Source organism: Agrobacterium sp. SORGH_AS_0440 (assembly GCF_031453135.1).
GTDB classification, from domain to species: domain Bacteria; phylum Pseudomonadota; class Alphaproteobacteria; order Rhizobiales; family Rhizobiaceae; genus Agrobacterium; species Agrobacterium pusense.
Map to the genome: position 1 here is coordinate 23151 of NZ_JAVIYR010000003.1, position 26246 is coordinate 49396.

Annotated in this window: 28 protein-coding genes and 1 other annotated feature; of the genes, 12 read left to right on the forward strand and 16 right to left on the reverse strand. The window is 57.4% G+C overall.

What is annotated here, in order from left to right; all coding sequences use genetic code 11:
* Nucleotides 1-363: 363 nt before the first annotated feature.
* Nucleotides 364-801: a hypothetical protein gene (locus tag QE453_RS22865; protein ID WP_135856918.1), complete on the reverse strand. Its 438-nt coding sequence runs from the start codon at nucleotides 799-801 to the stop codon at nucleotides 364-366.
* A 432-nt stretch (nucleotides 802-1233) separates the two neighbouring features.
* Between QE453_RS22865 and QE453_RS22870 the strand changes: the two genes are divergently transcribed.
* Together QE453_RS22870 and QE453_RS22875 are read left to right on the forward strand one after the other, a co-directional pair.
* Nucleotides 1234-2028, forward strand: coding sequence for a DUF2243 domain-containing protein (locus QE453_RS22870; RefSeq protein WP_309778234.1), 795 nt, complete (start codon nucleotides 1234-1236; stop codon nucleotides 2026-2028).
* 489 nt (nucleotides 2029-2517) lie between these two features.
* Nucleotides 2518-3168 (forward strand): LysE family translocator, encoded by a 651-nt coding sequence (locus tag QE453_RS22875; RefSeq protein WP_064263073.1) that lies wholly within the window; start codon nucleotides 2518-2520, stop codon nucleotides 3166-3168.
* A gap of 88 nt (nucleotides 3169-3256) precedes the next feature.
* Here the strand turns inward: QE453_RS22875 and QE453_RS22880 are convergent, their stop codons facing one another.
* Together QE453_RS22880 and QE453_RS22885 are read right to left on the reverse strand one after the other, a co-directional pair.
* Nucleotides 3257-3649 (reverse strand): GFA family protein, encoded by a 393-nt coding sequence (locus QE453_RS22880; protein ID WP_309778693.1) that lies wholly within the window; start codon nucleotides 3647-3649, stop codon nucleotides 3257-3259.
* Between the two features lie 447 nt (nucleotides 3650-4096).
* On the reverse strand, nucleotides 4097-5584 hold the full coding sequence (locus tag QE453_RS22885) for a SulP family inorganic anion transporter (protein ID WP_309778235.1): 1488 nt from the start codon (nucleotides 5582-5584) through the stop codon (nucleotides 4097-4099).
* A 75-nt stretch (nucleotides 5585-5659) separates the two neighbouring features.
* Nucleotides 5660-5715: a sequence feature (sul1 is cis-regulatory element that is thought to sense ions involved in sulfur or methionine metabolism; They are found in Alphaproteobacteria), on the reverse strand.
* An 818-nt stretch (nucleotides 5716-6533) separates the two neighbouring features.
* Between QE453_RS22885 and QE453_RS22890 the strand changes: the two genes are divergently transcribed.
* Nucleotides 6534-7730 carry an IS256 family transposase gene (locus tag QE453_RS22890; RefSeq protein WP_037095158.1) on the forward strand — a complete coding sequence of 399 codons (1197 nt, stop codon included), beginning with the start codon at nucleotides 6534-6536 and terminating at the stop codon, nucleotides 7728-7730.
* Between the two features lie 250 nt (nucleotides 7731-7980).
* On the opposite strand, the gene QE453_RS22895 is transcribed toward QE453_RS22890, so the two are convergent.
* On the reverse strand, nucleotides 7981-8622 hold the full coding sequence (locus QE453_RS22895) for a hypothetical protein (RefSeq protein ID WP_309778236.1): 642 nt from the start codon (nucleotides 8620-8622) through the stop codon (nucleotides 7981-7983).
* A gap of 276 nt (nucleotides 8623-8898) precedes the next feature.
* On the opposite strand from QE453_RS22895, the gene QE453_RS22900 reads away from it, so the two are divergent.
* Together QE453_RS22900 and QE453_RS22905 are read left to right on the forward strand one after the other, a co-directional pair.
* Nucleotides 8899-10332: a sensor histidine kinase gene (locus QE453_RS22900; RefSeq protein WP_142187991.1), complete on the forward strand. Its 1434-nt coding sequence runs from the start codon at nucleotides 8899-8901 to the stop codon at nucleotides 10330-10332.
* Entirely contained in the window at nucleotides 10329-10973 is a 645-nt protein-coding gene (locus QE453_RS22905; RefSeq protein WP_135856911.1) for a response regulator transcription factor, read from the forward strand. Before QE453_RS22900 ends, QE453_RS22905 begins: the two co-directional genes overlap by 4 nt.
* Here QE453_RS22905 and QE453_RS22910 read toward each other — a convergent pair.
* Nucleotides 10970-11470 carry a hypothetical protein gene (locus tag QE453_RS22910; RefSeq protein WP_309778240.1) on the reverse strand — a complete coding sequence of 167 codons (501 nt, stop codon included), beginning with the start codon at nucleotides 11468-11470 and terminating at the stop codon, nucleotides 10970-10972. The two genes, QE453_RS22905 and QE453_RS22910, sit on opposite strands and share 4 nt — an antisense overlap.
* Before the next feature lie 828 nt (nucleotides 11471-12298).
* Here QE453_RS22910 and QE453_RS22915 point away from each other — a divergent pair.
* Together QE453_RS22915 and QE453_RS22920 are read left to right on the forward strand one after the other, a co-directional pair.
* Nucleotides 12299-13267: a kinase gene (locus tag QE453_RS22915; protein ID WP_142187993.1), complete on the forward strand. Its 969-nt coding sequence runs from the start codon at nucleotides 12299-12301 to the stop codon at nucleotides 13265-13267.
* 2 nt (nucleotides 13268-13269) lie between these two features.
* The gene (locus QE453_RS22920; protein ID WP_280171435.1) at nucleotides 13270-14274 is read left to right on the forward strand and encodes a PLP-dependent cysteine synthase family protein; all 1005 of its coding nucleotides are present in this window, start codon (nucleotides 13270-13272) and stop codon (nucleotides 14272-14274) included.
* A gap of 52 nt (nucleotides 14275-14326) precedes the next feature.
* On the opposite strand, the gene QE453_RS22925 is transcribed toward QE453_RS22920, so the two are convergent.
* On the reverse strand, nucleotides 14327-14575 hold the full coding sequence (locus tag QE453_RS22925) for a helix-turn-helix transcriptional regulator (protein WP_142187995.1): 249 nt from the start codon (nucleotides 14573-14575) through the stop codon (nucleotides 14327-14329).
* A 111-nt stretch (nucleotides 14576-14686) separates the two neighbouring features.
* Here QE453_RS22925 and QE453_RS22930 point away from each other — a divergent pair, with 111 nt between their 5' ends.
* Together QE453_RS22930 and QE453_RS22935 are read left to right on the forward strand one after the other, a co-directional pair.
* Complete coding sequence (locus QE453_RS22930) at nucleotides 14687-15010, forward strand: hypothetical protein (RefSeq protein ID WP_142187996.1); 324 nt, start codon at nucleotides 14687-14689, stop codon at nucleotides 15008-15010.
* A 323-nt stretch (nucleotides 15011-15333) separates the two neighbouring features.
* Nucleotides 15334-15663, forward strand: a complete 330-nt coding sequence (locus QE453_RS22935; protein WP_142187997.1) for a hypothetical protein — start codon at nucleotides 15334-15336, stop codon at nucleotides 15661-15663.
* Between the two features lie 275 nt (nucleotides 15664-15938).
* Here the strand turns inward: QE453_RS22935 and QE453_RS22940 are convergent, their stop codons facing one another.
* From QE453_RS22940 to QE453_RS22965, 6 genes are read right to left on the reverse strand one after another with little or no spacing between them, the layout of a single operon-like run.
* On the reverse strand, nucleotides 15939-17447 hold the full coding sequence (locus tag QE453_RS22940) for a tripartite tricarboxylate transporter permease (protein ID WP_111815065.1): 1509 nt from the start codon (nucleotides 17445-17447) through the stop codon (nucleotides 15939-15941).
* Nucleotides 17447-17875: a tripartite tricarboxylate transporter TctB family protein gene (locus QE453_RS22945; protein WP_142187998.1), complete on the reverse strand. Its 429-nt coding sequence runs from the start codon at nucleotides 17873-17875 to the stop codon at nucleotides 17447-17449. Before QE453_RS22945 ends, QE453_RS22940 begins: the two co-directional genes overlap by 1 nt.
* Nucleotides 17872-18816, reverse strand: coding sequence for a tripartite tricarboxylate transporter substrate binding protein (locus QE453_RS22950; protein WP_404977903.1), 945 nt, complete (start codon nucleotides 18814-18816; stop codon nucleotides 17872-17874). Before QE453_RS22950 ends, QE453_RS22945 begins: the two co-directional genes overlap by 4 nt.
* A gap of 34 nt (nucleotides 18817-18850) precedes the next feature.
* On the reverse strand, nucleotides 18851-20134 hold the full coding sequence (locus QE453_RS22955; RefSeq protein ID WP_142188000.1) for a threonine synthase: 1284 nt from the start codon (nucleotides 20132-20134) through the stop codon (nucleotides 18851-18853).
* Nucleotides 20131-21321, reverse strand: a complete 1191-nt coding sequence (locus tag QE453_RS22960) for a Xaa-Pro peptidase family protein (RefSeq protein WP_142188001.1) — start codon at nucleotides 21319-21321, stop codon at nucleotides 20131-20133. Before QE453_RS22960 ends, QE453_RS22955 begins: the two co-directional genes overlap by 4 nt.
* On the reverse strand, nucleotides 21308-22108 hold the full coding sequence (locus QE453_RS22965) for an IclR family transcriptional regulator (protein WP_142188002.1): 801 nt from the start codon (nucleotides 22106-22108) through the stop codon (nucleotides 21308-21310). Before QE453_RS22965 ends, QE453_RS22960 begins: the two co-directional genes overlap by 14 nt.
* A gap of 128 nt (nucleotides 22109-22236) precedes the next feature.
* Here QE453_RS22965 and QE453_RS22970 point away from each other — a divergent pair, with 128 nt between their 5' ends.
* Nucleotides 22237-22458: a helix-turn-helix domain-containing protein gene (locus tag QE453_RS22970; RefSeq protein ID WP_111814975.1), complete on the forward strand. Its 222-nt coding sequence runs from the start codon at nucleotides 22237-22239 to the stop codon at nucleotides 22456-22458.
* A gap of 25 nt (nucleotides 22459-22483) precedes the next feature.
* On the opposite strand, the gene QE453_RS22975 is transcribed toward QE453_RS22970, so the two are convergent.
* Nucleotides 22484-22726: a helix-turn-helix domain-containing protein gene (locus QE453_RS22975; RefSeq protein ID WP_142188003.1), complete on the reverse strand. Its 243-nt coding sequence runs from the start codon at nucleotides 22724-22726 to the stop codon at nucleotides 22484-22486.
* Between the two features lie 262 nt (nucleotides 22727-22988).
* On the opposite strand from QE453_RS22975, the gene QE453_RS22980 reads away from it, so the two are divergent.
* Both QE453_RS22980 and QE453_RS22985 read left to right on the forward strand, forming a co-directional pair.
* A complete protein-coding gene (locus QE453_RS22980; RefSeq protein WP_022557226.1) occupies nucleotides 22989-23207 on the forward strand; it encodes a helix-turn-helix domain-containing protein in 219 nt (72 codons plus the stop codon).
* Entirely contained in the window at nucleotides 23204-23890 is a 687-nt protein-coding gene (locus QE453_RS22985; protein ID WP_309778247.1) for a hypothetical protein, read from the forward strand. The genes QE453_RS22980 and QE453_RS22985 overlap by 4 nt, the downstream gene beginning before the upstream one ends.
* On the opposite strand, the gene QE453_RS22990 is transcribed toward QE453_RS22985, so the two are convergent.
* Genes QE453_RS22990 through QE453_RS23000 form a run of 3 tightly spaced genes read right to left on the reverse strand, consistent with a single transcriptional unit; the run spans nucleotide 23887 to nucleotide 26243 of the window.
* Nucleotides 23887-25578: a relaxase/mobilization nuclease domain-containing protein gene (locus QE453_RS22990; protein WP_309778249.1), complete on the reverse strand. Its 1692-nt coding sequence runs from the start codon at nucleotides 25576-25578 to the stop codon at nucleotides 23887-23889. The two genes, QE453_RS22985 and QE453_RS22990, sit on opposite strands and share 4 nt — an antisense overlap.
* Nucleotides 25532-25879: a hypothetical protein gene (locus QE453_RS22995; protein WP_309778251.1), complete on the reverse strand. Its 348-nt coding sequence runs from the start codon at nucleotides 25877-25879 to the stop codon at nucleotides 25532-25534. The genes QE453_RS22990 and QE453_RS22995 overlap by 47 nt, the downstream gene beginning before the upstream one ends.
* Complete coding sequence (locus QE453_RS23000; protein ID WP_309778252.1) at nucleotides 25869-26243, reverse strand: hypothetical protein; 375 nt, start codon at nucleotides 26241-26243, stop codon at nucleotides 25869-25871. Before QE453_RS23000 ends, QE453_RS22995 begins: the two co-directional genes overlap by 11 nt.
* Between the last annotated feature and the right edge of the window lie 3 nt (nucleotides 26244-26246).

A 26246-nucleotide genomic window follows, 5' to 3' on the forward strand; every position in this document is an offset into this window, starting at 1 on the left:
GCCATCTTCAACCGACCGGCGGCTGAATACACCAGAACACTTATCAAATCCGCCTTTTCGGCCGCTGTGGTGCGATAAATCAAAAATTGATCGCAAGTCGTTCTGGGCCCCGGTTCTTTGTTGGTCATTTTTAGCGGCGGGTTGAGGGCGCCGATACGACGCCCACGGCAACGCCAACCGTTTGGCCCTCGGCAGGTGCCTGGTTCCCGCCGAGGGCGCTGAGTGGTTCATTTCCGTTTTGTGGAAACCGACTTTACCGCCGGTTCGATTGTATCGGCGAGAACAGCCGGCTGGGTCATGAACAGCGCATGGCCGGCCGATACCTTGGTTATCGCGGCGTTGATGCTGTCAATTCGTCGGGGGCTAGATTTCAGCCGGCCGGCTTTCGTCATCGTTGCTATTCTCGTTCATCGCAGCCACGATCGCGTTCTTGATCTCGTCTTCGATTGCCTTCCGCTCGTCGGGCGACATTGCGGCAAGATCGCTTTCCGTCAATCCGCGCGCCTCCAGATACTGCGCCCTGATTTTTTCGCCGAGGCTCATATGCGCCCATTTGCTCAGTTCTTCCTCCGGGCTTGGCCCGCTGTCTTGCAGGGGCGCCTCATCAATGTGTCCGGCCGGTTCTCCCTGGAGTGACCAGAGTACATTTGCAAGATTGGAGGAGAGGGGCGCGGGGGCGCCCCCGAAAGAAGTTGCAACCGGCCGCTCAGCAGCCTGGCCGGGGCCTGTGTGAGTGGCCTCCTGCGGCCGTAAACGTGTGTAAATCGCGGCGGCTCCGCCAATCCGGTCGATTGCAGACATTCGATTCTCCTTTACTCGCAACCTGGAGCAGCTCGCTTGCGTCTGGCTTGTCATTAGACGCGGCCGAAGTCATTGATCCGGGTAGGCCCGCCCCCGACCGTTAGTCACCTGAAGCGGCTTCAAGGGGAAGCGAACGTCGCAAAGCACCCTCGCCCGATCTGTCGCTTGCTGCGCCTGATTCATGGAACGGCTTGACCTTTTTGTTGTGGACGCCTCCGATCATTCGCACCGTTACGCACACGTGTTGTGTAAAGCACTTCCGCGACCAAAGTCAGCCGCTTGCCGCTCCCCGTTTTGATCCTTGCGATTGCCTCCTCATGCGTAAGCAGCCGCAGTTCCAAAGCCCGTGCGACCGGCTCGCGTCAACTACGGGCGCTGTGGAACATTGGCCCGTTCCTGAGGTTGGAATGGCGATGGAGTGGAGGGAAATCAATGACAGACATAAAAGCTGAGACGAGCCTCCGGCGCTTTTCCGGAGAGTTTCGATGGGCCGGTTATATGCTGGGCTTTGGTCTCGGCGGGTTCTTCGATGGAATTGTGTTGCACCAGTTGTTGCAATGGCACCATCTTTTAAGTGGTCTTGAGCAGGCACGCCTGGATATTCGCCTTCTCATTCTCTGGGATGGTATTTTTCATGCGCTGATGTACCTCATCGCCATCATTGGACTTTGCTTGCTCTGGCGAGCCCGTAACGAATTCCCGGCACCGGGAGCGGATCGTCTTATGTTTGCCAATGCCGTTGTCGGCTTCGGTGGATGGCATGTCCTTGACAGTATTGTGTCACACTGGCTGCTGGGAATTCACCGGGTCCGTATGGACGTGGATAACCCGCTTTTTTGGGATTTGCTCTGGTTTGCCATGTTTGGACTTATCCCTCTGACTATTGGCTGGATAATGCGCCGAAGCGGGTCAAAAAGGGGGAGTGGTGTGCCCAGATCGCCGTTTTTACTCGTCGTGGCGGCACTGACCGCGGGGCCGCTCGCTTTGCTGCCGCCGTCCGATCAATCACAGGTGGCGGTGCTTTTTTCACCCGGCACAAACGAGCTGGATGCGTTTGCTGCCATTGCCGCGGTAAACGGCAGGATAATTGCCTCTGACGCGTCGGGCCAATTGTGGGCAGTGGATATGCCGGCGGATGGAAATCCCTTGGAGCTCTATCGCCACGGTGCACTGTTGGTAAGCAACGCCGCTCTGCCCCTCGGCTGTTTCAACTGGACCAGAGCCTAGCAAAGAGGGTGATCCGGCCGGAACAAACTAACGATGGTTCGCGCGATTTTGCTGTGCGACTGTCTCACTCGCAAGCCCATATAGACCTCGAAAAGGTGATCATTGCGTCTAACGCCGCGGGTTTTTTCCGCGGCGCCCAATGTCCACAATCCGGTATTACGTAGCTCCGCGTCAGGTTGGGTACCAGTTTCGGCATTTGTCGATGACTCGCCGCGGGCCGGGCATATTGAAGCGAGGGTACCGCTCTCCCACGATATAAACAGCCGGAAGGCCCACGTTTAAACCGTGGAACGAGCGTCACAGGTACCGGTTCACATCGAGGTTGCCATAGTAGTTCAAGCCGCCACTGAAGCTGGTTCTTTCGACGACATCAACGTGACGTGCGAACTCCATACCCACTGAACCATTGGATGGCGGCACAACAAGCCGGTCTCGCACCGAACGCTTTTCAATGCTATTGCTATCGCCACAGAGGGGAGTGACACGATCATGGATTCGATAATTCCCGGCGCGGCCAATCTCAGCCTGTTCGTCAGCGCCACGCTTGTTCTGCTTCTCGTGCCTGGGCCGGCGGTTCTTTACATCTTCGCCCGCTCGGTCGAGCAGGGCCGTTCTGCTGGCCTCGTCTCGATTCTGGGCATTCACGCGGCCACACTCGTGCATGTCGCCGCGGCTGCTGCAGGGCTGTCGGCGCTCCTGGCGTCTTCCGCGATCGCCTTCAGCGTGGTGAAGTATGCCGGCGCGGCCTACCTGATTTGGTTGGGCTTCAAGAAGCTTTTCGGTCCCGCGAGCATTCCCGATTTTAACGGCGCAGACCAGCCGCGCAGTCGCGGACGCATTTTCCGCGAGGGTTTCCTGGTCAACCTCCTCAATCCGAAAACAGCGTTGTTCTTCCTCGCCTTTCTGCCGCAATTTGTTGAGCCCCAGCGTGGCCATGTGGCAATGCAGGTTGCGTTCCTCGGGGTTCTTTACACAGTGATCGGAGTGCTCACGGACGGCGCCTATGCACTCGCTGCCGGGACGGCGGGTAATTGGCTGAAGCGCAGCCCGGTCTACCTTAAAGCTGAACGCTGGGTCAGCGGGTCCATCTACATCGGCCTCGGATTGACGGCCGCATTTTCGGGAAACCACAAAAACTAGGTTATGATAATACCTGCAGGCGACGAGGGCCGGAAGCTAACGTGGCGCCGGAGTGATGGTAGAGGCTTGCGGTCGCAAACGTGGCCGGTCAATGGGATCCCTCACTTCGCAAACACAAAGAGACCCAAGGTAATTGCATTGCGTCATAAACGCTCTGTGTCGGTTCGATGCCTGATGGATCCTCAAAACAGCCAAGGGCAATCGCGACGAGGTTTGGCCGGAATTCCGGGAGCCAATATACCGTAGATCCGCAGCAAGGACAAAAGCGGAACTCCAACTTCTTTCCGCTTTCGCCCCAGCGTAGAAATGCCTTATGGTTGCCGGCTGCGGTCACCTGGCCGGCCTCGTAAAACACGGCAACGCCGAACGCGGAGCCGGTACGGCGCTGGCATGCCCGGCAGTGGCAAATTGATACCTTCACCGGTTCGCCATTCGCCGTTAGTGTCAGCTGTCGACATGAGCAATAAGCCAGACGCATTATGTGGTTGTCCCGGGTTGCGCTTTTTTCCACCCTGAATCACGTTCCAAAAAGTAAGCGGCACGCGTAAAAGTGACCAGCCATTTGTTTTCTGAACAGCGCTGCAATCGTTGACCGCTGTGAGGAGTACGCGTGATCTGTTGCGACCTCGCCAGGGTCAGTTTCCATCTCGATCATCTTGCCGCAATGTCACTCTTAAACCTTCTTGCCTGACCGTGCTACCGGCATTCCTCGAGCGGCAACAAGACCAGTCTCCCTTCCTTCAATCTGGGGCCGTCAGGGCGGTTTGATCGGCGCAGGTCGATGCGCCAGCCATCAGGCCCGGGTGCAACCCTAACAGCAAAAGCAACGCAACGGCGCCCATCGACGCCTTAACGTCCGCCGTAAACGGCGCCATCGGTTCGATTCATGACGCTCGCCCACAACATCAAGGCGCACGGATGCAGGCGGTCAGTGTAGTGCGGCGCTTGCCGCGTGCCGCTCATCCTTGTCGTGCAGCGCGAAGCGATCAACCATATCAGCACTCGCTTCGTTGAATCCGAGAACCTCGACCTCGTCGCCCGCCTGACGGAACTTCAGCACGACCTTGTCCAATGCGCCAATTGCGGTGATGTCCCAGAGATGAGCCTTGGCGAGATCGATGATGATCCGTTTGCCCTTATCGGTGAAGTCGAACGCGTGGATAAAGGCTTCTGCCGACGCAAAAAAGACCTGCCCCACTACTTCATAGGTGACACTATTCTGTTCGGGATTCTCCTGACGCGTGACCTTGAAAAGACGAGCTACCTTGCCAGCGAAAAAGATGCCGGACAGCAGGACGCCAACGATCACGCCTTTCGCCAGATCATGTGTTGCGACGACAGTGATGACCGTCGCCAGCATGACGACGGATGACGGAAGCGGATGGCGTCTCAGGTCGAGGATCGACCTCCAGGAGAAAGTGCCGATTGAAACCATAATCATAACCGCAACAAGCGCGGCCATGGGGATGATCCGGACGAGATCGTTGAGGACGACGATCAGAAACAGCAGGAAAGAACCAGCCACGAACGTTGAAAGACGTCCTCGACCACCAGATGTTACGTTGATGACCGATTGTCCGATCATGGCGCATCCGCTCATGCCGCCGATCAGTGCCGAGGCGATATTCCCCGCGCCCTGTCCAACGCATTCCTGGCTCTTGTTGCTGGGCGTGTCCGTCATATCGTCGACGATCTGCGCGGTAAGCAGCGATTCCAGCAGGCCAACAGCAGCAAGTGTTACCGAGTATGGGAAGATGATCTGCAGCGTCTCCCAGGTCAACGGAACCTGAGGAAGCATCATGAATGGGATCGAAGAGGGAAGTTCGCCAAGGTCGCCGACGGTGCGCAGGTCCATGCCGAACCACCACGCCATGGCGGTGAGGACCACGATGGCCACAAGCGGCGATGGGATCGCCTTGGTCACGTATGGAAAGAGGTAGATGATGGCAAGACCGCCTGCAATCATCATGTAGGTGAGGGTCGGGACCCCAAGGAGTTCGGGTAACTGGGCCATGAAGATCAGGATCGCAAGCGCATTGACGAAGCCTGTGATGACAGAACGGGAAACGAAGCGCATCACGCGGCCCAGCCTCAGCCATCCCGCAGCGATCTGGATGATGCCCATCAGGATGGTGGCGGCGAAGAGATACTGAAGACCGTGGTCCTTGACCAGCGAGATCATGACGACAGCAGTCGCCGCCGTGGCGGCAGAGATCATGCCCGGCCGGCCGCCTACGAAGGCCGTCACGCAGGCGATTGCGAAGGAAGCGTAGAGGCCGACCTTGGGATCGACACCCGCAATCACGGAGAAGCCTATCGCTTCCGGGATAAGCGCGAGAGCGACGACAATACCCGAAAGTACGTCGCCACGGATGTTGGAGAACCACTCCTGACGGTAGTTTGAAAGAGTTTGCATAGGAATATTTTTCACAGTTGAGGCAACGGGCCGAGCGAAACTCGGTCCTCGAATATGGTATAGGTTGCGTTGCTGTGTTGTCTGGCGGATCGGCGGCCAGAAGAGCCACCCGGAGTTTCACCGGGTCCTTGTGGATGACGCTAACTAACTCACGCAGGATCGGTTTGCAATGATCGACCCGGTCCGAGCCTGCCAGAAAGGCAGACGTGGTGGTCAAGATTGCAGATGCGAGGCCGTTTACCTGGAATGATCCTCATAAAGGGCCAACGGCAGACAGGCCGCCTACAGTTGATCGATCATAGAAGCGGCCGGTTGTGGCGGCGCACCTTTGAAGAAGATAATCTGTCCGCTGATGCGCCCCTTTTGTGAACCTAAAGAGGGGCCGTGAACCGACATCCATTCTCGGACGTGGGTCGGCTTCAAAAGGAGTTCCCAACGCAGGACTGACGGGGATTGGAAAGTGTTAATCGAAACACGCGTGACGCTCGCCGGGCGCGGTTGACCGAGGGATCGTTCCTGCCGTTCGGGCGCAGCGCCTGGAGCAGTTGCTCTAGCGAACCGACGGAATCGATGAAGATAACGCGTCATCGTTTCGGATAGCCGAGAGAAAATGGGATATGCGATGCGACGACTTGCGAGTGTCAGAGAGCGTAACGCTTCTGAAAAGACCAGCCCAGTCACATTTGACCGCTTCGGCCAGGGGCTGATCTCCGGCTATCGGCCTTAAGTGGCCGTAACCACGCACGAGAACTCCATTGTCGCCGATCGTTATCGTGAGCTTGCGCATGTTAGCAGCGGCCAACTGATTATTAGATATTCACGGCAAATGGGTCGCCTACATGACATCGCCGGAGATCGTGTCCCAGCGCGTGGTGTAGCTGGATTTCATAGCCATCGGTGATTTCCGGTAGGGTCGGGTTGCTTAGATCCAACCTGAAGGACACCACCGATGACCGACGATATGATGAACCTGCGCTCACTCGTTGAGAAGAGTGCCGACGCCGATTTGCTCCGGGATATGATCGGCTTTGCTGCCGAGAAGTTGATGGCACTGGAAGTCGGGGCGAAGACTGGCGCGGGATATGGCGAGAAGAACGGCTTTCGACTTGCCCAGCGCAACGGCTACCGCGATCGAGACTGGGAGACACGAGCAGGGACCGTCGAGCTGCGCATTCCCAAGCTTCGCACAGGCAGCTACTTCCCGAGTTTCCTGGAGCCGCGCCGGATGGCGGAGAAGGCTCTGACGGCGGTCATTCAGGAGGCTTACATCCAAGGCGTTTCGACCCGATCCGTAGATGATCTCGTCAAGGCCATGGGCATGAGCGGCATCTCCAAGAGCCAGGTATCGCGGCTCTGCGAGGAGATCGACGAGAAGGTGAAGGCCTTCCTCGACCGTCCTATCGAGGGCGAGTGGCCATACCTCTGGATCGATGCCACCTATCTGAAGGTTCGTCGCGGCGGACGCATCGTCTCTGTCGCTGTCATCATCGCTGTCGGCGTCAACACCGACGGTCGACGCGAGGTGCTCGGCATGGAGATCGGCACTTCAGAAGCAGAAGCGATCTGGACTGAGTTCCTGCGCAAGCTGACCAGGCGAGGCCTGCGCGGCGTGAAGCTTGCTGTCTCCGATGCGCATGAGGGCATCAAGGCAGCGGTGTCGAAGGTGCTGTCCGCCACATGGCAGAGGTGCCGGGTCCACTTTATGCGCAATGCGCTTGCCCATGCCGGGAAGAGCGGACGGCGTGTCGTCTCTGCCTTCATCGCCACGGCGTTTGCCCAGGATACTCCGGAGGCTGCAAGCACCCAATGGCGTAATGTCGCCGACCAGATCAGGCCGAAAGTGCCGAAACTCGCTACCCTGATGGATAGTGCCGAGCAGGATGTGCTCGCCTACATGACCTTTCCCAAGCAGCACTGGGCAAAGCTTCATTCAACAAACCCGATCGAACGTCTCAACGGCGAGATCAAGCGGCGCACCGAAGTCGTCGGTATCTTTCCGAACGACGACGCCATCGTCAGGCTCGTCGGCGCTTTGCTCCTCGAGCAAAACGACGAGTGGGCTGTTCAGCGATCCCGCTACATGACACTTGAGACCATCGCCACAATGAGCGATGATCCGCTCATCAGCCTGCCAGCCGCAAGCTGACACTCATCCGCCCCTCTGGGATGAGCCGTGGTCGTCTAAGCTACACCACTCCCCGGGACACGATCTCGCCGGATCAAGCTCGCGGCGGGCAACTTGATCCGGCGATAGTGCCGGTCATTACTCCGGCAATTAAATGAGGTTGACCGACACCAAACTCTCAAGGCGCAGAACAGAAAACTTGCAGCCGTAGGTGAGTTCCTGATCGCACACGAAGGCCGGTCCAGGCGTGCCACCCCTTTACGGGTGTCTCTCAGTTTCCGTCTTCTTGTTCGAGAGCGTCGCGAACCTCTGCGATTTTCCCTGTATCTGTTCCAGCGCCTAAAATGCTCTTCGCTTCGGCAAGCTCCCCGTCGGTGACCGGCCTGTTTGCCAACTGTTCCAGCGCCGAGACAAGGGCAGCTTCGCTAAGCGCGGGATCCGTGGGCACGGCCCCCACCCCGTACTGAATTTCGAATTTCGCATATGACTTCACGTAGGCTGCAAGCGCCGCCATCTTGGGGTCCTGGGAATTCAGATAGGCATGGTAGTTTCTCTTCATCGAGTTGAGGCTGCCAGTGCCAGGCTTTGCGCTGTGCGTTTTGGATTTCTCGGCGTGAGATTTTGAAGTTTTGTCGGGGTGATGCGATTTCAATGATACCGAAGAGCCCTTGTGCGCGGATGAATTCGAGGACGCCCGGCTTTCGCCGGCGCCAGATTTCCCTCCGCCATGGCCTCCCCCGTTGCCACCGCCGTTTCCTCCTCCATTACCACCGCCATTGCCGCCGCCGTTACCACCGCCCTTCCCGTCCTTCGCAAATGCTGCGTGCGTGAAGCCGGGAGTGTCTCCCGCCATGGGGGCAAGGGCCAGGACGAGCCCAAGGCTTGCGGTACCGATCAGCGAGGAGATTTTCATGTGCGGGTCCTTTCTCAAAGTCGGTCACCGCTTGCGCAGAGCCGCGGTGCCAGCAAATCGTTACGCACTACAATATTGCCGAAATCTCGGGTTTCTACTCCACTCCGACCTATGCCCTGGGCATTCGGACCATAGTCCGATTGATCGCGACCGATGGTCGCTGATTGTATGGACCGGACGACGAGCTCACATCGGGGAAACCGGTGCCTCCCGCGGGCATGGTGGACACCTTGCGTTGACGGGTAGCTATAAAGGATTGGGAGATGAGTGCTGATAATGCGCATTCTGCGGACAGGCCCTAACTACGAGGCGCCGATAACGAGCCCGGTGGCACGCTGGAATTCCCAATCACTCGCACGGCAGTTCCTGCTTGCGGGCGGTTTTGTCGCGATCTGCGCAATGGTGGTCGTGGGCTATTTCGTTGCCAGTCTGATCGAAAACGCCGTGACACGTAACTCCGCGGCAACGACCGCGCTTTACGTCGACAGCGTGATTGCTCCTCTATTGCCTGACATGCAAACCACCCAGAGCCTGGACGATTCGATAACACGGGCGCTGGATGAGACACTTGGCCAAGGCGCACTTGGAAAACGGCTGTTTTCGTTTCAGCTCTGGCGCAGCGACGGTACTATTCTCTATTCCAGCGAAAAAAGCCTTTCCGGCAAGCAGCTCCCACTGTCCGGCGACCTTAAAACGGCCTTTACCGGCCAGATGACAGCGAGGTTCAATCGGATCGACGGCGTGGAGAGCGACGCAGAACGCGATAGCGAAAAGCCACTTCTGCAAATCTACAATCCGGTCTTGCAGCCGTGGTCGGGCAAGGTCGTTGCCGTCTCTGAATTTTTTGAGGTCGCCGATGAATTCGAATGGAGTCTTAAACAGGCCCGCCTCCTGAGCTGGCTCGCGGTCGCGGCGTTCACGACCATATTTTTTGGCCTCTTGTCGATTATTGTCCTTCGTGGAAGCCGAACCATCGACAGCCAGCGCAGGGCCCTCAATGACCGCATCGATGAACTCTCCGCCCTGCTGCGGCAGAACGAGGCCTTACGCGCGCGTGTTCAACGTGCGACACAAAGGGCCACGTCCCTCAACGAGAGTTACTTGCGCCGCATCGGTGCCGACCTGCACGACGGTCCCGCACAATTGGTCGCCTATGCATCCTTGCGCCTTGACAGTCCGAAGCTCGCCGATCCTCGTACACCTGCTGAGGAGCGGGAAGCATCCTTGACGAACATCAAGACAAGCCTCGATGACGCCATGGCAGAAATCAGGGGCATTTGCAGCGGGCTGATGTTACCGCACATAGAAACGGACAGCCTCGCCGCGCTGCTGAAGCGCGCGATTGTTGCCCATGAGCAGCGCACGGGCGTCACTGTCGACCTCTTACTCAACGAAACACCTGCGTATCTTTCCAGGGCTGCAAAGATCTGTATCTATCGTTTTGTTCAGGAGGCCCTGAACAATGGCTATCGCCATGCGGGCGGCATTGGACAAAAGGTTACACAATCATCCGAAGGCAGCCAGGTTACCGTCGAAGTAGCGGACGAAGGGCACGGTTTCAGAATGAGCGACGTTTCACCCGAGAAACTCGGCCTCGCCGGTCTTAGGGACCGCGTTGAAAGCCTGGGCGGAGTCTTCCATCTCTTTTCATCCGATCGTGGGACCATCGTGCGGATGTCGCTTAACATCGAGGAAATGGAACAGGCATGACCGCGGAGCAGATCAGTCTGGCAGTTGTGGACGATCACCCTCTCTTCAGGGAAGGGGTTATCCGAAGCCTGACCGAAATGGACGAATTCAAGATCGTTGGCGAGGGTAGCAACAGGGACGATGCGCTGCGCATAGCCGCGGAGCACCGACCGGACATCCTGCTGCTCGATATCTCCATGCCTGGAGGCGGGCTGGAAGCTGTCCCGCTCATACTTGAACAGGTCCCGGCCCAGAAGATCGTGATGCTGACGGTTTCCGAGGCAGGCGATGACGTCATGACAGCTCTAAGGAGCGGGGCCAAGGGTTACGTCCTGAAAGGAGTCGGGTCCCGTGCACTGGCTGATATCATTCGAACCGTCGCGGCAGGTGACAGTTACGTCGCTCCGACGCTGTCGGCACGTCTGATTTCCCAAACCGGATCAGGTGCCCGAGCCAATCCCTTTGTCGCACTCACGGAGCGGGAACGGGAAGTGCTCGAGCTGGCATCTGCAGGGTTAAGCAACAAGCATATTGGGCTGAAACTGGATTTGCACGAAAAGACGATAAAACATCACATGACACAGATCTTTACCAAGCTCGGCGTGAGCAACCGGACGGAAGCCGCGATGGCATTTCGTGACGAGATTGACCGGCGCCGTTAGCGGAGGAAGGCCCTAAGCCGCTGCTCGTCAGAGAATGTTGCATCGCGATTGACGATTGTTCTGCCCTTTGCATCCTTCATCACGTATCGGCCGCGCTGAACGCCTTCGCTGATGCCATCCTTGTGGCGGACAGTCAAAGTACCGCGACCTGCATTCGCCGCGTCGTCGACATCGGCCTGGGTTTTCGCAGCGTTTCCGGTGCCTGACGACTGGCTGTTATTGTTTCCCTTGCCGCCCGAATTACCATTGCCATTGCCGCCACTGTTACCGTTACTGCCTCCGTTTCCGCTGCCCCCTCCATTGCCGCCGCCACCTCCCCCGCTGCCTCCACCGCCGCCATTTCCGTTGCCACCACCATTCCCGTTTCCGGCCTCAGCCATCTGCTCGTGAAATGCAGCGGAGAAACCGTGAATTTTAATCGTATAGGGAAGAGCCGTGTTAAAGAGGGTCAAGAGCAGACACGGGAAAATGGCGATCAGTTTGCGGCGTGGAAACACCTCCAGCCTCCTTCGGGTTCGATCTGTATGCCAAGGATGCGAAAATCAGACCGCACCGATAGGCAAAACTTTAAGCCCGTACAAGTCGTCACTACACCTTGGAGCGTCAAGTCCAAATATGTGACAAAAGGTTTGACGGGACTTCAGCAGACACGCGAAATAACTTTCGTCTCCCTTCGGTCAGACCAAGGTCGGACGTGAAGTTATCCAAAGTCGGATAGCAAATTCGAGTGTCGCCATGCATTTTCTGCCGGCAATTTAAAACGCTTTGTCGTTTTTCGTAAACCGGTACGCATCATCCTGCAGGGCAGTGCCACGCCGTTGCTGCAACCGACGTTTCGTCAAGATGCAACAAGCGGAGCTCCAGGTATCAACAGATCACGAAGCCGCTCCCGACGACGGTGGCTTCAAATCGATGAATAAAAATCAGGATGAGCGCCAATTCACGACGTGGGTCTTTGGTCATGGGCATTAACCGACCGGTGACGCCAGAACTGACTGGAGGATAAAGAGAGATAAGCGATTGGGCGCTGCCCTGCCACTTAAAACCAACCCGGAGGATAGCCGCGATAAGTCAACCTAAACAGATCACCTTGATTGCGCCGGCACAACTGAACGCGGCGAGTTGCCTCGTCGCATTCAGTTGCTTCGGCCCGCCGCAAACGCTCCGAGCCTTTGCAATGACGGATTTTTGCTGCGAGGTAAAGCGCCTGAGGAGGCTCTCCGGGTGATCCTCCATCAGTGCTGTTATCCTTAAAAATTAGGAGAGACTAAAGCCTATCAGTTCTTGCAGATTAGTGTGCAGTGCAACAAATTCCGGTGCAAGGCATGTCTTTTTCTCTTCCATCTCCATTTGCCAGTCATACTCAAAAGACGCGCGCCTCTCGCCCACTATGTGTAGGTGTCGGGCGCGCAATCGCCCATCACGGGGAACTTCTGCAAGGCGTCTTTACTGATGACGCAGGACGACTCCACCGCGGCCTGGTTACGCTCCCCCTACCCCAGGTCGAATCCATCGCCACGTTCTGGCCCGACAATGGCGAAGACATCCGAACGCGGCCGGCAAACCGCAGCAAGGCAGCATATGCAGCACGGCTTGCATTTCAGGAACTTGGTTGCTCACAGGCAACGGGTTGTCTTACCATAGAGACATCTATTCCGATGGGTTACGGTTATGGCTCATCGACGGCCGATGTGGTAGCCGCGATACGCGCGGCTGCTGCTGCAAGCAACTCAGTACTCCATCGTTCATCAATCTGCCGCCTCGCTGTAGCTGCGGAAACAGCAAGTGACGCTTTGGTCTTCGATGAGCAAGCCGTCATTTTCGCCCAGCGCGAAGGCCGAGTTATCGAATATCTGCCGGGAGACTTTCCCCCTCTTTATGTTGTCGGCTTCAGATCGAATGATGATACCCCCATCGACACGCTGGGTATGGCTCCCGTGCGCTACGAAAGCACGGAGATCGAGACATTCCGCGTCCTGCGCGGACTTATTCGCAGAGCCATTCGCGAACAGAACGCCCCGCTCTTGGGACGGGTCAGTACAGCGAGCGCCACCATTAATCAGCGCTATCTGCCAAAACGGCATTTTGGGGTATTACGACAGATATGCGACGATAGTGGTGGCTGCGGCGTGCAGGTTGCGCACACGGGTCCGTTAATGGGTGTGCTGGTCGACGCCAAGGCGAGCGACGCGATGAGGCGGACAGCGGTCATCGCAGCCTCCGCTCGCGATCTCGGCTTTACCAACATTGTCAGTTTTGCTGTGAATGTCGATGGCACCCCGGCATGGAGTTGACCATGGTCAGCTTTTCCTTCCTAACCGACTTCGAAACGCCGCGGCTGGCTTCGCTCACCCCCAATTGTCATGCGGCCATATTCCAACTCATGAAACTTCTTCCAGCACGATTCATGTTGGACCGAGCGGAGGAACGGGGTGCGCTGAGGCCCGGCGGGCATATTGTGGAAACGAGTTCCGGTACGTTCGCTATGGCGCTTGCCATGCTGTCGGCTGTGCGCGGCTATGAACTCACCATCGTCAGCGCAACAAGCCTGATGGACGCTCCCTTTAAAACGCGGCTCGAGCAACTCGGCGCTACCGTCATTCTCGTGGAGGACGAGGACCGCACAGGGAATCAGGAAGGCCGCCTTATCGAATTGCGCCGCGTTATGAAGGCCCGCCCCGAGTCATTCTGGCCGGCCCAATATGACAATCCCGATAATCCTGCTTCCTATGCGCGCCTGGCAGAGATCATCGTCGAAAAGCTTGGCCGTATTGACTGTATTGTCGGCTGCGTTGGTTCAGGTGGCTCGCTCACCGGCACAACTCGCTATCTCCGCTCTCTTTTTCCCAACATGCGCGCGGTCGCCGTCGATACCAACAACAGCGTTCTGTTCGGCCATCCGGTCGGCCCCCGTCTTTTGCGAGGTCTCGGAAACAGCATCATTCCAAAAAACCTTGACCATTCGCTTGTAGACGACGTGCATTGGGTCGGTGCTTTTCAGGCATTCGCCGCGACGAGAGACCTTTACCGCCGCCATGCAATTTTCGCCGGTCCTACCAGCGGCGCAGCGGCACTGGTGGGCGGTTGGTACGCCAGGACTTATCCAGATGAAACAATTGTGGTTATCATGCCCGACACAGGATACCGCTATCAATCTACGGTCTATTCGGACGACTGGTTGAAAACTCAAGCGAAGCGACCACTTGGCCCAGTTACGGACCCCATCAAACTTTTGAAGAATGAGCCAGCCGGTGAAGACGACTGGACTTATCTGGAATGGTCACGGCGGGCTTCTAATTAAGCTCCACGACTCCAATAGCCGACAGCATCGGTGACGAGCGGTCGGCATCTCTCTACTGGTTTTGACCTTTTGGTTTTGCCAACCGGACGCCTGCACCGCCGCCATTTTCTGGAATGAAAATCACTCCTGCGGCTTCGAGAGCCCTTTGCACCTCAAGAACATTAGCCACCGTACTACGTAACGTTCCCGCTGTTTCCATTCGCTTGATGGTTTGCACAGAGAGCCCTGTGGCTTTGGCTATCTCATCTTGTGTCATACCAACCAAGGCACGTGCCGCTTTAATCTGCGCTGAATCAATCATTTTGTCACTTTTAGTATATTATATGTGCCTTTTAGTTTGACGTGGCTCGTCTCACCGATTATACGTAACTCACAATTGGGGAAGTCCGCAATCCAATGTGAAAGGCGGCCGATGTCCGATACTAACTTGGAACAACTCGAACGAATTATTTTCGAGTATATAAACAGCCGCAACAAATGGCTGGCGACCGCCAAAGATGGCGAAGATCTGGTATCCGATGGTGAGTGCTTCGGAGGGTACCAAACAGCTGCTCGTGCCGTGCTTCTCCATCCGTGCTTAACTCTTGCCGCTGTGCGGCGGAAGGCGTCCTTCATTCATGATACCGCAGACCTCTGCGTGATGCTGAGAGAAGATGAGGATGGCGCTAGCGATTCGCTGCGCCTATTCCTGTGCTCGTTGACCATTCGAAATGAGGCGCCGGACTCGTGTAACTGAGATGACACGTCAAGCTACCCTGTTGAAGGTTATAGTTATTTGAAGAAAGGGCGAGACAATCGATTACTGGCATACTAAAGTGAACATAAGGTAGTAACGCGCTACCTGGGGCGTCGAAACCCCTGTACCCGAAGGTATGGGCCTACCAGAAAGGCCCACCTCCTTGACCTTATGGTCGGGGAGCCTGTGGCGTATGCAACAGGTTCACCCGAACTAAAGGCCGCAGGGCTGTGGGTACACGGTTTCGAACTCCCCGATCACCAAGGGGTCAATGAGCATGAGCGCGGGGGCGAACCGCGGATGCTCTTCGTGGAAACCGTGAAATGGCCGACGTCGAAAGAAAAGCCGCACATGGCTTCACCTTCTATACCTATAGCTACCACGATGACCTCCAAACATATGCCCGGCGGTTTTATGAGACGGCGGAGGACGCCCGCCGTGACCTGTTAAACCTGAGAATTGTGCTCCTTCAGGAAAAAGAGCGCAAAGAACCGTTGCGGGACATGAAGATTGTCCGTCTTCGCACACGCTCGGTCACACTGAGTGCGCTGGTCGATCTCTTCAACGGCCTTGATGGCGATCTGGGAGGTTTCATTCTATCGAGCGAGGTGATCGAGACGATCAGCGAACCTCAGCTTCGAACGGCATCCTGAAAGACCCGATGCATGCCCGTCCCTGCCCTGGAACGTCAAACCGGATAGCGATTGGTTTGCATCCGGTTCCTCGCTGCCGGAATCCTGCCGCCTCCAGATGAGGCGGGGAATACTCTCCGAGGGTCAGCAACACGTGCCATGGCCAACGTAATTCACCGCAAGCGTGCGTCTAAGCCCCATTCACTGACGTCATCACGTTAGGACGGCTTTACCGCGGACGCGAACTTTGGGCGTCCTGCGGGCGCGGCGCCTTAATGATACCGCGCCCGTCGGTTTCAGTACCTTTTTTCAGTCATCCCTGCTCCCAACCGCTTTACAACCGGCACCAGCATAATCACGGCCGTAAAAAGCAGGACGGTGAGACTGATGGGACTTTGCGCAAAAACCAGGGGGCTTCCGAGACCAAGAACAAGCGCCTGCCGAATATTTTCTTCCAGCAGTGACCCGAGCAGGAATGCCAAAAGCAGCGGTGCCATGTCAAAGCCTGCCTTTCGCAAACCATAAGCCACAAAACCGCACACGAGCACGACACCGACGTCGAACAGGCTGTTGTTCATGCTGAATGCTCCGATCACGCAGAACAGAACGATGAGCGGCGCCATGATAAATTCGGGAATCTTTAGGAGCATCACGAAGACCCGGATCAGCGGTACATTGAGAATGATTAACATTGCGTTGCCGACAAGCATGCTTGCGACTACCCCCCAGAAGAGCTGGGGATGCTCGGTCAGGATTTGCGGCCCCGGCACGACGTTTTGCATTAGCAAGGCGCCCATGATGATGCCGATGACGGCATTCGCGGGAATGCCAAGGCATAGCATCGGGATGAAACTGGCTTGGGCGGCGGCATTGTTGGCACTTTCCGGCCCGGCGACCCCCTCAATTGCGCCTTTTCCAAAACGCTCCGGTGATCGCGACAGCTTTTTTTCCAGCATATAGCTCGCAAAACCGGCCACAAGTGCGCCGCCGCCCGGCAACAGACCGAGGAAAAACCCGAGCACTGTTCCGCGCGCGATCGGCCCGCGCGAATCTTTCCAGTCCTTTGCACCAGGCAGCAAGTCCCGAAGACGGTAGGACGGCATCCGTGGCTGTTCCTCCGTTACCTTGCGTTCGATCAGCATCAGCATCTCACTAACACCAAAAAGTCCCATTGCCAGTACGGCGATATTAAAGCCGTCGCGCAGATAGCTTACCCCGAACGCGAAACGTTCTTGTCCCGAAATCAGGTCGACGCCAACGGTCGAGAGCAGCAGACCGAGCGCAACCATCGCCCACGCCCGGGCTCGCGACCCATCCCCGACGCTTGCCGCCAGCACCAGGCCGAGCAAGACGATCGACGCTTTCTCTACCGGTCCGAACGCCAATGCCACCGAGGTAAAAGCCGGGCCAACGACTGCGATCGCTAGCGTCGCGGCGATCCCGGCGATAAAGCTGCCGAAGGCACTGATACCGAGAGCGACGCCTGCCCGGCCCTGCCGCGCCATCGGATAACCATCGAAGCATGTCATGACGCTTGATGCTTCGCCCGGCACGCGCATCAGGACCGATGTTATCGAGCCACCATATTGCGAGCCGTAGTAAATTCCTGACAGCAGGATGATCGCGCTCGTCTGATCGAGCACCATGGTGACAGGTAACAACAGGCTGACTGTGGCCGACGGTCCGAGGCCAGGAAGGACGCCAACGGCAGTTCCCAAAATCACACCAAGCAGGGCAACCGCAAGGTTGGTGGGTTCAAGGGCGATCCCGAGGCCCATGAAGAGTTGCGAAAAGGAATCGAACATCACACACCCCATACACCGCGCGGGAGCGGCACTGACAGCAGTCCTTCAAAGAGACCCCAGGTAGAAAAGGCGAAGGCAGTGGCGATCATAATCGCCGTCGTCGTCTTCATTCGCTCAATGGCCAAGAGAACGACGGCCAAAAACAAAAATGCAGCGAATGCAAAGCCGATCAGCTCAAGCATGACACAGAAGATGACAAGAGCGACACAATAGGCCATCAACCTGGTGAGATCGACCGGCTCCCACACCGGCTCCGTTTCTCTTGCGCAAACGAGGCTTGTCAAGATCAGCAGCACACCTCCAATGAACGGGAAGAGACCCGCGGCGGGCTCGCCATAAGCCCAGAGACCGAGCCGCAGGGCCTGCGCAGCCGCACCAAGACCGATTGAGGTCAGCAGATAGGGCACAAGACGGATGATTGTGGTCATGGGCGTATCCCCATTTCATCGATCTGCGCGGCGATGTCGGTATAGGCCTGTTTCGTCACGGCCGTGAACTCGTCGCTCGCCTGAAACATCCGGTAGCCGTTGATGACTTTCAGGAAATCGGCATACATCGCGCTCCCCGTCATATCCCGGATGGCGTCCTCCCACCATATGACAACGTCCTTCGGCATTCCTGCGGGACCAAACAGGCCGTAAGATGCCGAAATCGCAAGCGGATATCCCCGCTCGGAGAAACTTACCACGCCGGGACGGTTTGCCTGTGAATTGGGACTCGTCTCGGCAAGCAGGCGCACCGTGCCCGCAGCAAGGTGGGGTCCAAAGTCCGAAGAGGCCACCATGTCGATATGCCCTCCGAGCAGCGCGGTCACGGCATCCGCTCCACCACGAAAAGGTACGAACGTCGCGCTCACTCCCTCGCGACGAAAGGCGGCATCAGTCGCAATGTGGGCGAGGCCACGCGGAGCGGCCGTCGCCCAGCGTAGTTTAGAGGGTTGCCGCCGCTCATACTCGAGAAGGGCGTCCCAACTCTCAAACGGGCTGTCGCTGCGCACGAAGCAGGGCACGGAGATTCCGGCATAGCTTGCGATATAGGTAAAGTCCTGCAGGGGATTGTAAGGTACCTCCTGGAGATGCGGCGCCACGAGCAGTGGACTCACCGAATAGAGCGAAAGGACGGATCCGTCGGCTTCAGCCCGACGTACCTGATCCGCTGCAATCGTACCGCCAGCTCCCGGCCTGAAGTCGGGTGTAGCCACAAGACCGCGGGCCTCTTTTACAAAATTTGCGACGACACGCGAAGCGATGTCACCCGCACCGCCCGCAGCAAATCCAACGACGATCGTGGGATTGCCAGCGGGATAGGCGGCCTGTCCCGACCGCGCAAAACGGGGTGCAGCCGCCGCAAGCAGAGCGGTGGCCGTCAAGAATGTCCTTCTTTTCATATCGTTCCCTTATTATTCAGGTTCCAAGATAAAGCGGTCCATGGACCGGGTGGGCTCCTCCCTGAACTTCGAACTCTCCGAGCGCAGCCGCGACGTCAGCAAATGTCTTGTATGAGCCGGTTAACGACGACCGATCCACGTCCTTGAGACCAGAGGCAGTCACGACCGCCACCACGGATTCGTGCTTTTCAATGATTCCTTGTCGTCGGGCCGTTTTAATCGCGGCAATACACGTCGCCGAGGACAGCTCGAGGAACATTCCTTCCGTCGCGGCGACTTGCTCCTGAAGCGCGATCAGGCCCTCATTAGGAACCGAAACGGCAACTCCTCGCGTCTCGCGAAGAGCCTTGAGCGCCTGGAACGTGCTACGTGTCGCACCCACTGATACGGCGAGCGTCTCATACAAAGCCGGCATGTCCGGTATGCTGTCCGTTTGCTGCTCCAGGGCCCTCTGTAGTGACCCATGAACCTCTGCCGCCAGAAGGCGTGGAATGCGATCAATCTCCCCGCTGCTCAACAGTTCGCGAAAGCCCAGCCAGACCCCAGCCAGCGCGTCACCATAGCAGACGGGAAGCACACACCAGTCGGGCACCGCACCGTGCATTTGCTCGACAATTTCGAAGGCGATCGTCTTGTAGCCCTCGATTCCGACCGGATGACTACCAACGACAGGATGGCGATAGGGCGAGGTCACGTACCAGCCGAACCGCTTGACGCCTTCCTCCAGAAACGCCCATCGATCGGACTTTTTGTCGAAGGGCACGACCTGTGCGCCATATTTGCGAATCTGGGCCAGCATTGGGCCCGCCGAACCAGCCAAGGTTGCCACCACACAGGTCAGGCCCGCTTTGGCGGCGTAAGCGGCAAGGGAGGCTCCGGCATTTCCCGTGGAGCTCGTCGCTACAACGCCGGCGCTCAACTCTCGGGCTGCCGTAACGGCGACAGTCGAAAAGCGATCCTTGTGAGACCAGGTTGGATTATAGCCTTCATTCTTGATGAAGAGCCGGAAGACACCAAGTTGCGCTGCGAGCCTCTCGGCCGGGAGAAGTGGCGTCAAGCCCTCCCCCAGGGAAACAGCCTCCGGCGCATCGAATGGCAGCCGCTTGGCGTATCGCCACAGAGAGGGCAGCGACACTGTAGTCTGCGGCGCGACCGCCAAGTCCGTGTTAGCGCAATATGCAATGTGAAGGTTCGAGGGAGCCACATCGATACATGACGGGCAGCCGCGGGAATCGATGGCGTGACCGATCGGGAGGAACCCGCCACAACGGTAACAGCGATAGCCGGCAACATTTCTCATTGGTCAATCACCACGAGGCTGTCGCCGTTGTTTGTCAGCATTTCAGCACCGTCCGGCCGAACCACCACCATGTCCTCAACCTGGAGGCCGACCCGCCCGAGCTCATAGTAGGGTGTCTCGACACAAAGCACCATTCCGTCGTCGAGAACGTCCTCGCTGGACGCGGAGAGAAGAGGGCAATCGTATCCATCCAACCCGATGCCATGCCCGACGTGACTGCGCTGGTAGTGAGGAATGCCCGCCTCACGCACGGCCTCGACCACGACCCTGAAGATTTCGGACGCAGACACGCCCGGGCGCACATGCTCGATCCCGCGTTTTACGCCTTCGTTGAGGGCATTGTACTTGATCTCTATGTCACGGGACGGCTTTCCAAAATACGCATTGCGCGCGATGTCCGCCCGGTAATTGCGGAAATGTCCGCCGACATCGAAGCGAATGACATCACCCTTTCTTAGAGCGCGATCCGATGGCTGGACATTCGGCAGCGCACTACGCTCGCCAAAACCGATACAGCCAAGCACGGGGAAGGCATCCTCACCGACGGTGTGGCTATGAAAAACTCGGGCCATGTCGAACTCGGTCACCCCTTCTTTTGCAATTGCAAGTGCGGCAGAGATCGATCTTTCGGTTATTTCGCCGATCGCTTTCAGCCTCGCGATTTCTGCGGCTGTTTTCACGGCGCGGACCCATCGAAACACCGATGAGGCGCTGACCCAGGTCACCTCCGGAAGTGCACTTTTCAGCGCTTCAATATCGCCGGGTAGCAACCCCACTTCATCGATACCGATGCGCGAATTGGCCAAGCCGGCAGCCCTGATCTCCGCGACAAGCCCGCTAACCGCACTATCGTCTGCCAGAAGCCCGTAGAGTTCGGCCTGGCGGGCGCTGACGGAATCCAGGACGGTAGACCGATCGGTATCGACGATGAATCCACCGTAACGCCTGACGCGGGCGGTCACGCCTTGATCGGCGACCAGATCGAGAGTGGACGTGCTGGTGATGACGACCGGCTCACCTTGCGAAGAGGCCGGGACAACGACAAATGCCTGCGGGCCACGTCGAATCCATTGCGAAAGGCACCAGAAACCGCTGGTGTAAAGCACGTTTTCCGGAGCCACAGCCACCATCGCGGCCAAGTCGTACGTCGTCATTGCATCGTTCAGTCGCGGGCTATTCAACAACATTGCCGAGTTCTCTCTTCGTTTGTTCGGTGGGTGCTTCAAAACCGAGCCCCTTCGAGATGCGGCTGGCTGCCGCGATGACTCGTTGCGCAACATCGGTAATCTTCACTTTCGGGTAGACGGCACGGGGGAAGGCAACACTTATGGCTGCACTAATCGTGCCACTGGCGTCATAGATCGGAGCGCCGACAGAAATGACACCCTCGACGTTTTCCGAAATAGCAGTCGCGTAACCTAGGGAGCGGGCGACGTGGAGTTGCTCGGCAAGCTTGGCAGCATCAACGACCGTGCGATCGGTAAGTCGTTTGTAAGGCCCGGTCCCGAGCAAGCCGGCAATCGTCTCGTCGGACAGGTCGAACAGAAGCGCTTTTCCCAGCGCAGTCGAATGCAATGGCATAGCTTCACCCGCATGCGCACGAATGACCACCGGGCTTTGCGACTGCACCGCAAGGACGTAAATCCCGGATGAACCTCTTCGGACACCGAGGAAGCCATTAAAGCAGCCATCTGCCGCCATTGCCTGCAACTCGGATTCGGCGAGTGCGAGCAATCTGCCTCTCTGGAAGACGTGCTGGGCAAGACCCAGTACCGCATAACCGATCTGATAGCGGCGACTGCTGTCGGCGTGTTCCACATAGCCTTGCGAGGAAAGAGTATTAAGAAGTCTTTGCGCGACCGCCGGACTGAGATCAAGCCGGCGCGCGACTTCGCGTACGCCAAGCGGTTCTCTGGCGTCCTTGAGAAGGCTCAAGATATGGAGCCCATTTTCGAGTGACTGGTTGCTGGTCATCTGCTGTTCCGTTAATAGAAACGTTGTTCCATATAGTGCACATTTAATCCGCCGTTGATCTCCAATGTCAAGCCGAATGTTCACTATAGTGTGTCGCACTAAAGTGAACGGACGCCGACCATCGGCGGATGGATATTCGTGCAACTGTCGGGTTGAATGTTCTCAAGATCCGCCGCGAACGCAGCCTTTCACAGGAGGAGCTGTCGTTTCGTTCAGGCTTGACACGTGCTTATCTTAGTGGACTTGAGGCTGGTCGCAGGAACCCTACAATCGTGTCGCTTTACAAGCTGGCAGAGGCTCTCGGCGTCGATATTGAATCTCTCGTTCGGTCGACGAAGAAAACCGACTGAACTTCTTGTTCCAATTATGTTTTTATTAGTCCTTCGTCCTGTCCCGCGCCTCTGTTGGCATGGTACGGGCGATGAGTTTTTCAACGTCGATCTGCAGTGCGGTCGCCAGGGCTTCAAGTGTATCGAGCGTCGGAGAACTTTCCTCTCTTTCGAGCTTTCCGATGTAATTCCGGTCAAGGCCGGCAAATTCGGCCAGCCTCTCCTGGGAGAGGCCTGAAATGCGGCGACGGAGCCGCAAGTTTCTCGCAAAAACAGCCGTAAGTTTCATAGGCGAAACCATCTAGAGTGCGCAGATAAAAGCTACATACTATAATACGCAATCGACATCAGGCCGGGTTGCGCAGGCCATTTCGGAAGGCATACCTTACGTAAGTCGAGTGGGCGGGCACGAGGTGCCGTTGCCGATCATACAACCCCTAACAGGGCGGAGCCGAGCCGGTATATTCATTACGCTTGCCTCTCGACATGACGGGAAATCGTCACGCGGTCCTTTCAGCCGCACAGGTGTTTCTTCACGAGGTCGGAGTGGCATGCAGGAAATAGGCAAAGAAACGCGTCTGACGCGCCGGGAAAAAGAGGTCCTGTTATGGGCCGCAAAAGGAAAGACGGCCTGGGAGACCGCAGTGATCCTGAATATTTCACGAACTACAGTCCTGTCCCATCTGAAAAACGCCCGGATCAAGTTGGACACGACCAACGTCGCCCAAACGATCGCGGAAGCTATCAGCCGTTCGGAAATTCCCTCGTGACATTACCAGCCTTTCAATCGCGATCCTCTAAAGATGCGCATGGCACCCATTGCACATTTCGAAGCCTCGGCTCGAAAGGGCTCATCGTCTTCCAGAGAGACGGCACGCTTATGAGACGGAAACGTCCGCCCGGGCATTTTATGCTCGGTGACGTCAGTAGCCGATTCGTCGACATGCTTGCGAAGCTGCGGGAACACGAGCTTCGCTTCGGGTTTATATCATCCGACAGAGGGATGGACGCCGGTTCGCGCGGAGAATCGGAATATCGGGCGCTGACAAGGCTGCTCGACCAGTTGCTGACTGTACGAGGTGCTATGCCGGATTTTTGGATCGCGTGCAGCGAACTTCACCGCAAGCACGAAGCAGAAAATCGACTCCCACGCCGTAATCGACAAATTCCCGACACCGGTTTCATTGGCATAGCGACAGAGTGGTACGGGATCGAACGGCAAAAAACGGTTTATGTAGGCAGTTCCGCGACAGGCCCGGCCGAAATCGGCAGCTCAGGCGTGATCCACGTCCCCTATTCGAGCTTTCATTACGACCAGACATTTTGGCCTGCCGTGCAAGGGGAACGAGCGACGGCACATGAGACTGTCCAGATCGAACACCTTTATGCGCGGATCCGTAAGGTTTTTGCCCGCGAGGATCACGTTCGCCACCAACAGGCGCGGTTACCCTAACGACTGCGGTCCCTACCATTCTCCCGGGGCGGACGAAGCCTGATCGATTTCGTGTTTTCGCGATCGCGCTGCTGACCTTTGTCACGCTGGCGGTTGGACCGGTCATTGTTCGTCTGATCACGCTCAACATTGGAACGGGCGATGCGCGCCATATCGACTGAGCGGTCGTTCGAGGTCTTGTTGATGATCCCCTGCTCTGCCACATGATCGCGCCCCGCGGTCGACTTCGTTTCGAGGCTGTCGGAGCTGCGCTTGTTTTTGCCCTCGTCGGCGCGACTGCGGTTTTTCACGACACGCGCGTCGAGCTGCAATCCGACGACTTTTCCGATTACCTTGGACGCTTGCTCGAAGATCAGGCGGTCGGAAGGGTTGGCGATCCTCGCTGCAATGGTCGAGGCGGTGTTCGCAAGAGTTTGTTTCGCCGTCTTGGCTTGAGCGGCGCTAATGGGGGTCGATCGCAACATATGCTCTTCTCCTTTTTCTCTGGAGGGATCGCGGCCATCGTGGACGGCCGTTTCGAGCCGCCGGTACTCACGTTGCAGCCCGGTTAAGAGGTCCTGGCTCAACTCGCGCGCCGTGCTCGGCGCATTTCGGTCCTTCGCAATCCCATCCAGCATCCTGATGACAAGTCCGACCGAGCGCCGACTCTGGTCCACCCGCCTTCTGGCTTCCGCAAGCTTCGGCGCCGTCGGTGTGTCGCGAACCTTGGCCATCACCTTCTCGATCACGTTTGGCGCCGCCGTCGCTCCCATTCGCTGGAACATTTCCCACTCCCAACGCTTGGCGGGTGGCGGAGCGGCGCGTTCGATGCGTTTGTGTCGTTCAACTGGGATTCCACGTTCCCTCGCTATTTCGGCGAAGCGCATCCGCCATTCCGTAAAGTCGCGAATGTTGGGATTGAGCATCTTTCCGCTACCATCACGCAACGCGACAATCACATGCAGATGTGGATGCTTAGTAAGATCGTTGCGATTGTGGATCGCATAGGAATAGCGATGCCCAGCGAATTGCGCTCTGAGGAAGTCGCGGCCAGCAAGGAGGAGCTTGTCTCGATCGACGTTCGCCGGTCCCGATAGCAACAAATGCATAAAATCTCGTGGCTGTCGGGTCTGCATAAGTGCGCCCACGATTTTTCCCTCCGCCGTTAGCTGCTTTTGATCGGCCGTGGTGATCTCGCGGCGTCCGCCACCGCGAAAATACCGCCCGCTTCTGCCTGGCCGTTCCTCGATGCGCGCTTTTGTCGAAAGCGTCACCTCCGTCCCGCTGCGCTGCATGGCGTGCAAGGCCGCGATCAAACCCTTCGGGCCAGACGAAAACTCGACAGGATAGCGCGAGATCGGCGTGATGCCCTCTCTCCGCAAGGTTTTGTCCAGGCGCTGGTCGATAGCATCCGCGACGTCTGGTTCGTCCGGTGTACGGTTGCTGCTGCTGCGATCCACCCGATCCTTCTTTTCATGCGCAATGACGAGAACGAAGTGCAGCCTTGTCTGTCCCTTCCCGCCATCACTCACACTGAAGGCGTATGTTCGATCTATGTCGCCGACCCGACGGAAACCATCCTCTGCGAGCGAGGAAATTGCACGAGCGATGTCTCCCCGGTTTGCGTTCTCGAGCTCGTAGGTCAGACGAAGAACGTCCCTGCTACCCTTCCGATGGCCGAACTCTCTCTCCCATGAGCACGGCTTCATTGATATCCGATACCTCCCGGTCGTCCTGATCGTGGGCCTTTTCTTCCTTAGCCTGGTAGTGCAAGACGCGGCGCACAGAGCCGGCGCCTGCACCATAAGACAGAACCTTGACGACGACCGCGTTGTTACCCGCCGCGCGGCTAAGCGCCGAGGAGACAGCAGGGTGCTTTGCGGGTGTTCCTTTATCTTTCACGGCCGACGCGCGCTTCCCACCTCCGCCACCCGCGCCACGGCGGCGCAGCTCGTCGTCGATCAAATCGAAATAGCTTGGCAGCCGGCGACCTTCGGATCTAGCGTTCAAGCGACTTCTGGACGGCTCCCTCATCATGCCTCCTGATCAAGTCGACGATATAAGACGATGGCCGGACAAAGGCGGCATCGCGAATGGCGTCGAGAGCGCCCATCACGTCATCCAGTCTCTGCGCGATCACACGGACGGTCTCGGCGCGGCTTCCCTCGTCTGTGAGGAATTCTTCGTTACGGAAGGCCAGCTCACGTAGGAACCGATGCATGTCGGCCAACTGACGATCATGTTCGTCCAGCATGGCTGGAACATTCATGATCTCCCTGGTGACGATCAGCTTGGCAACGATGTTAACGGAAATATCAAGCCGTCCGGCAAGAGCCTCCACGTTTCCCAGGACATGATCGGGTAGGCGGAACATAAT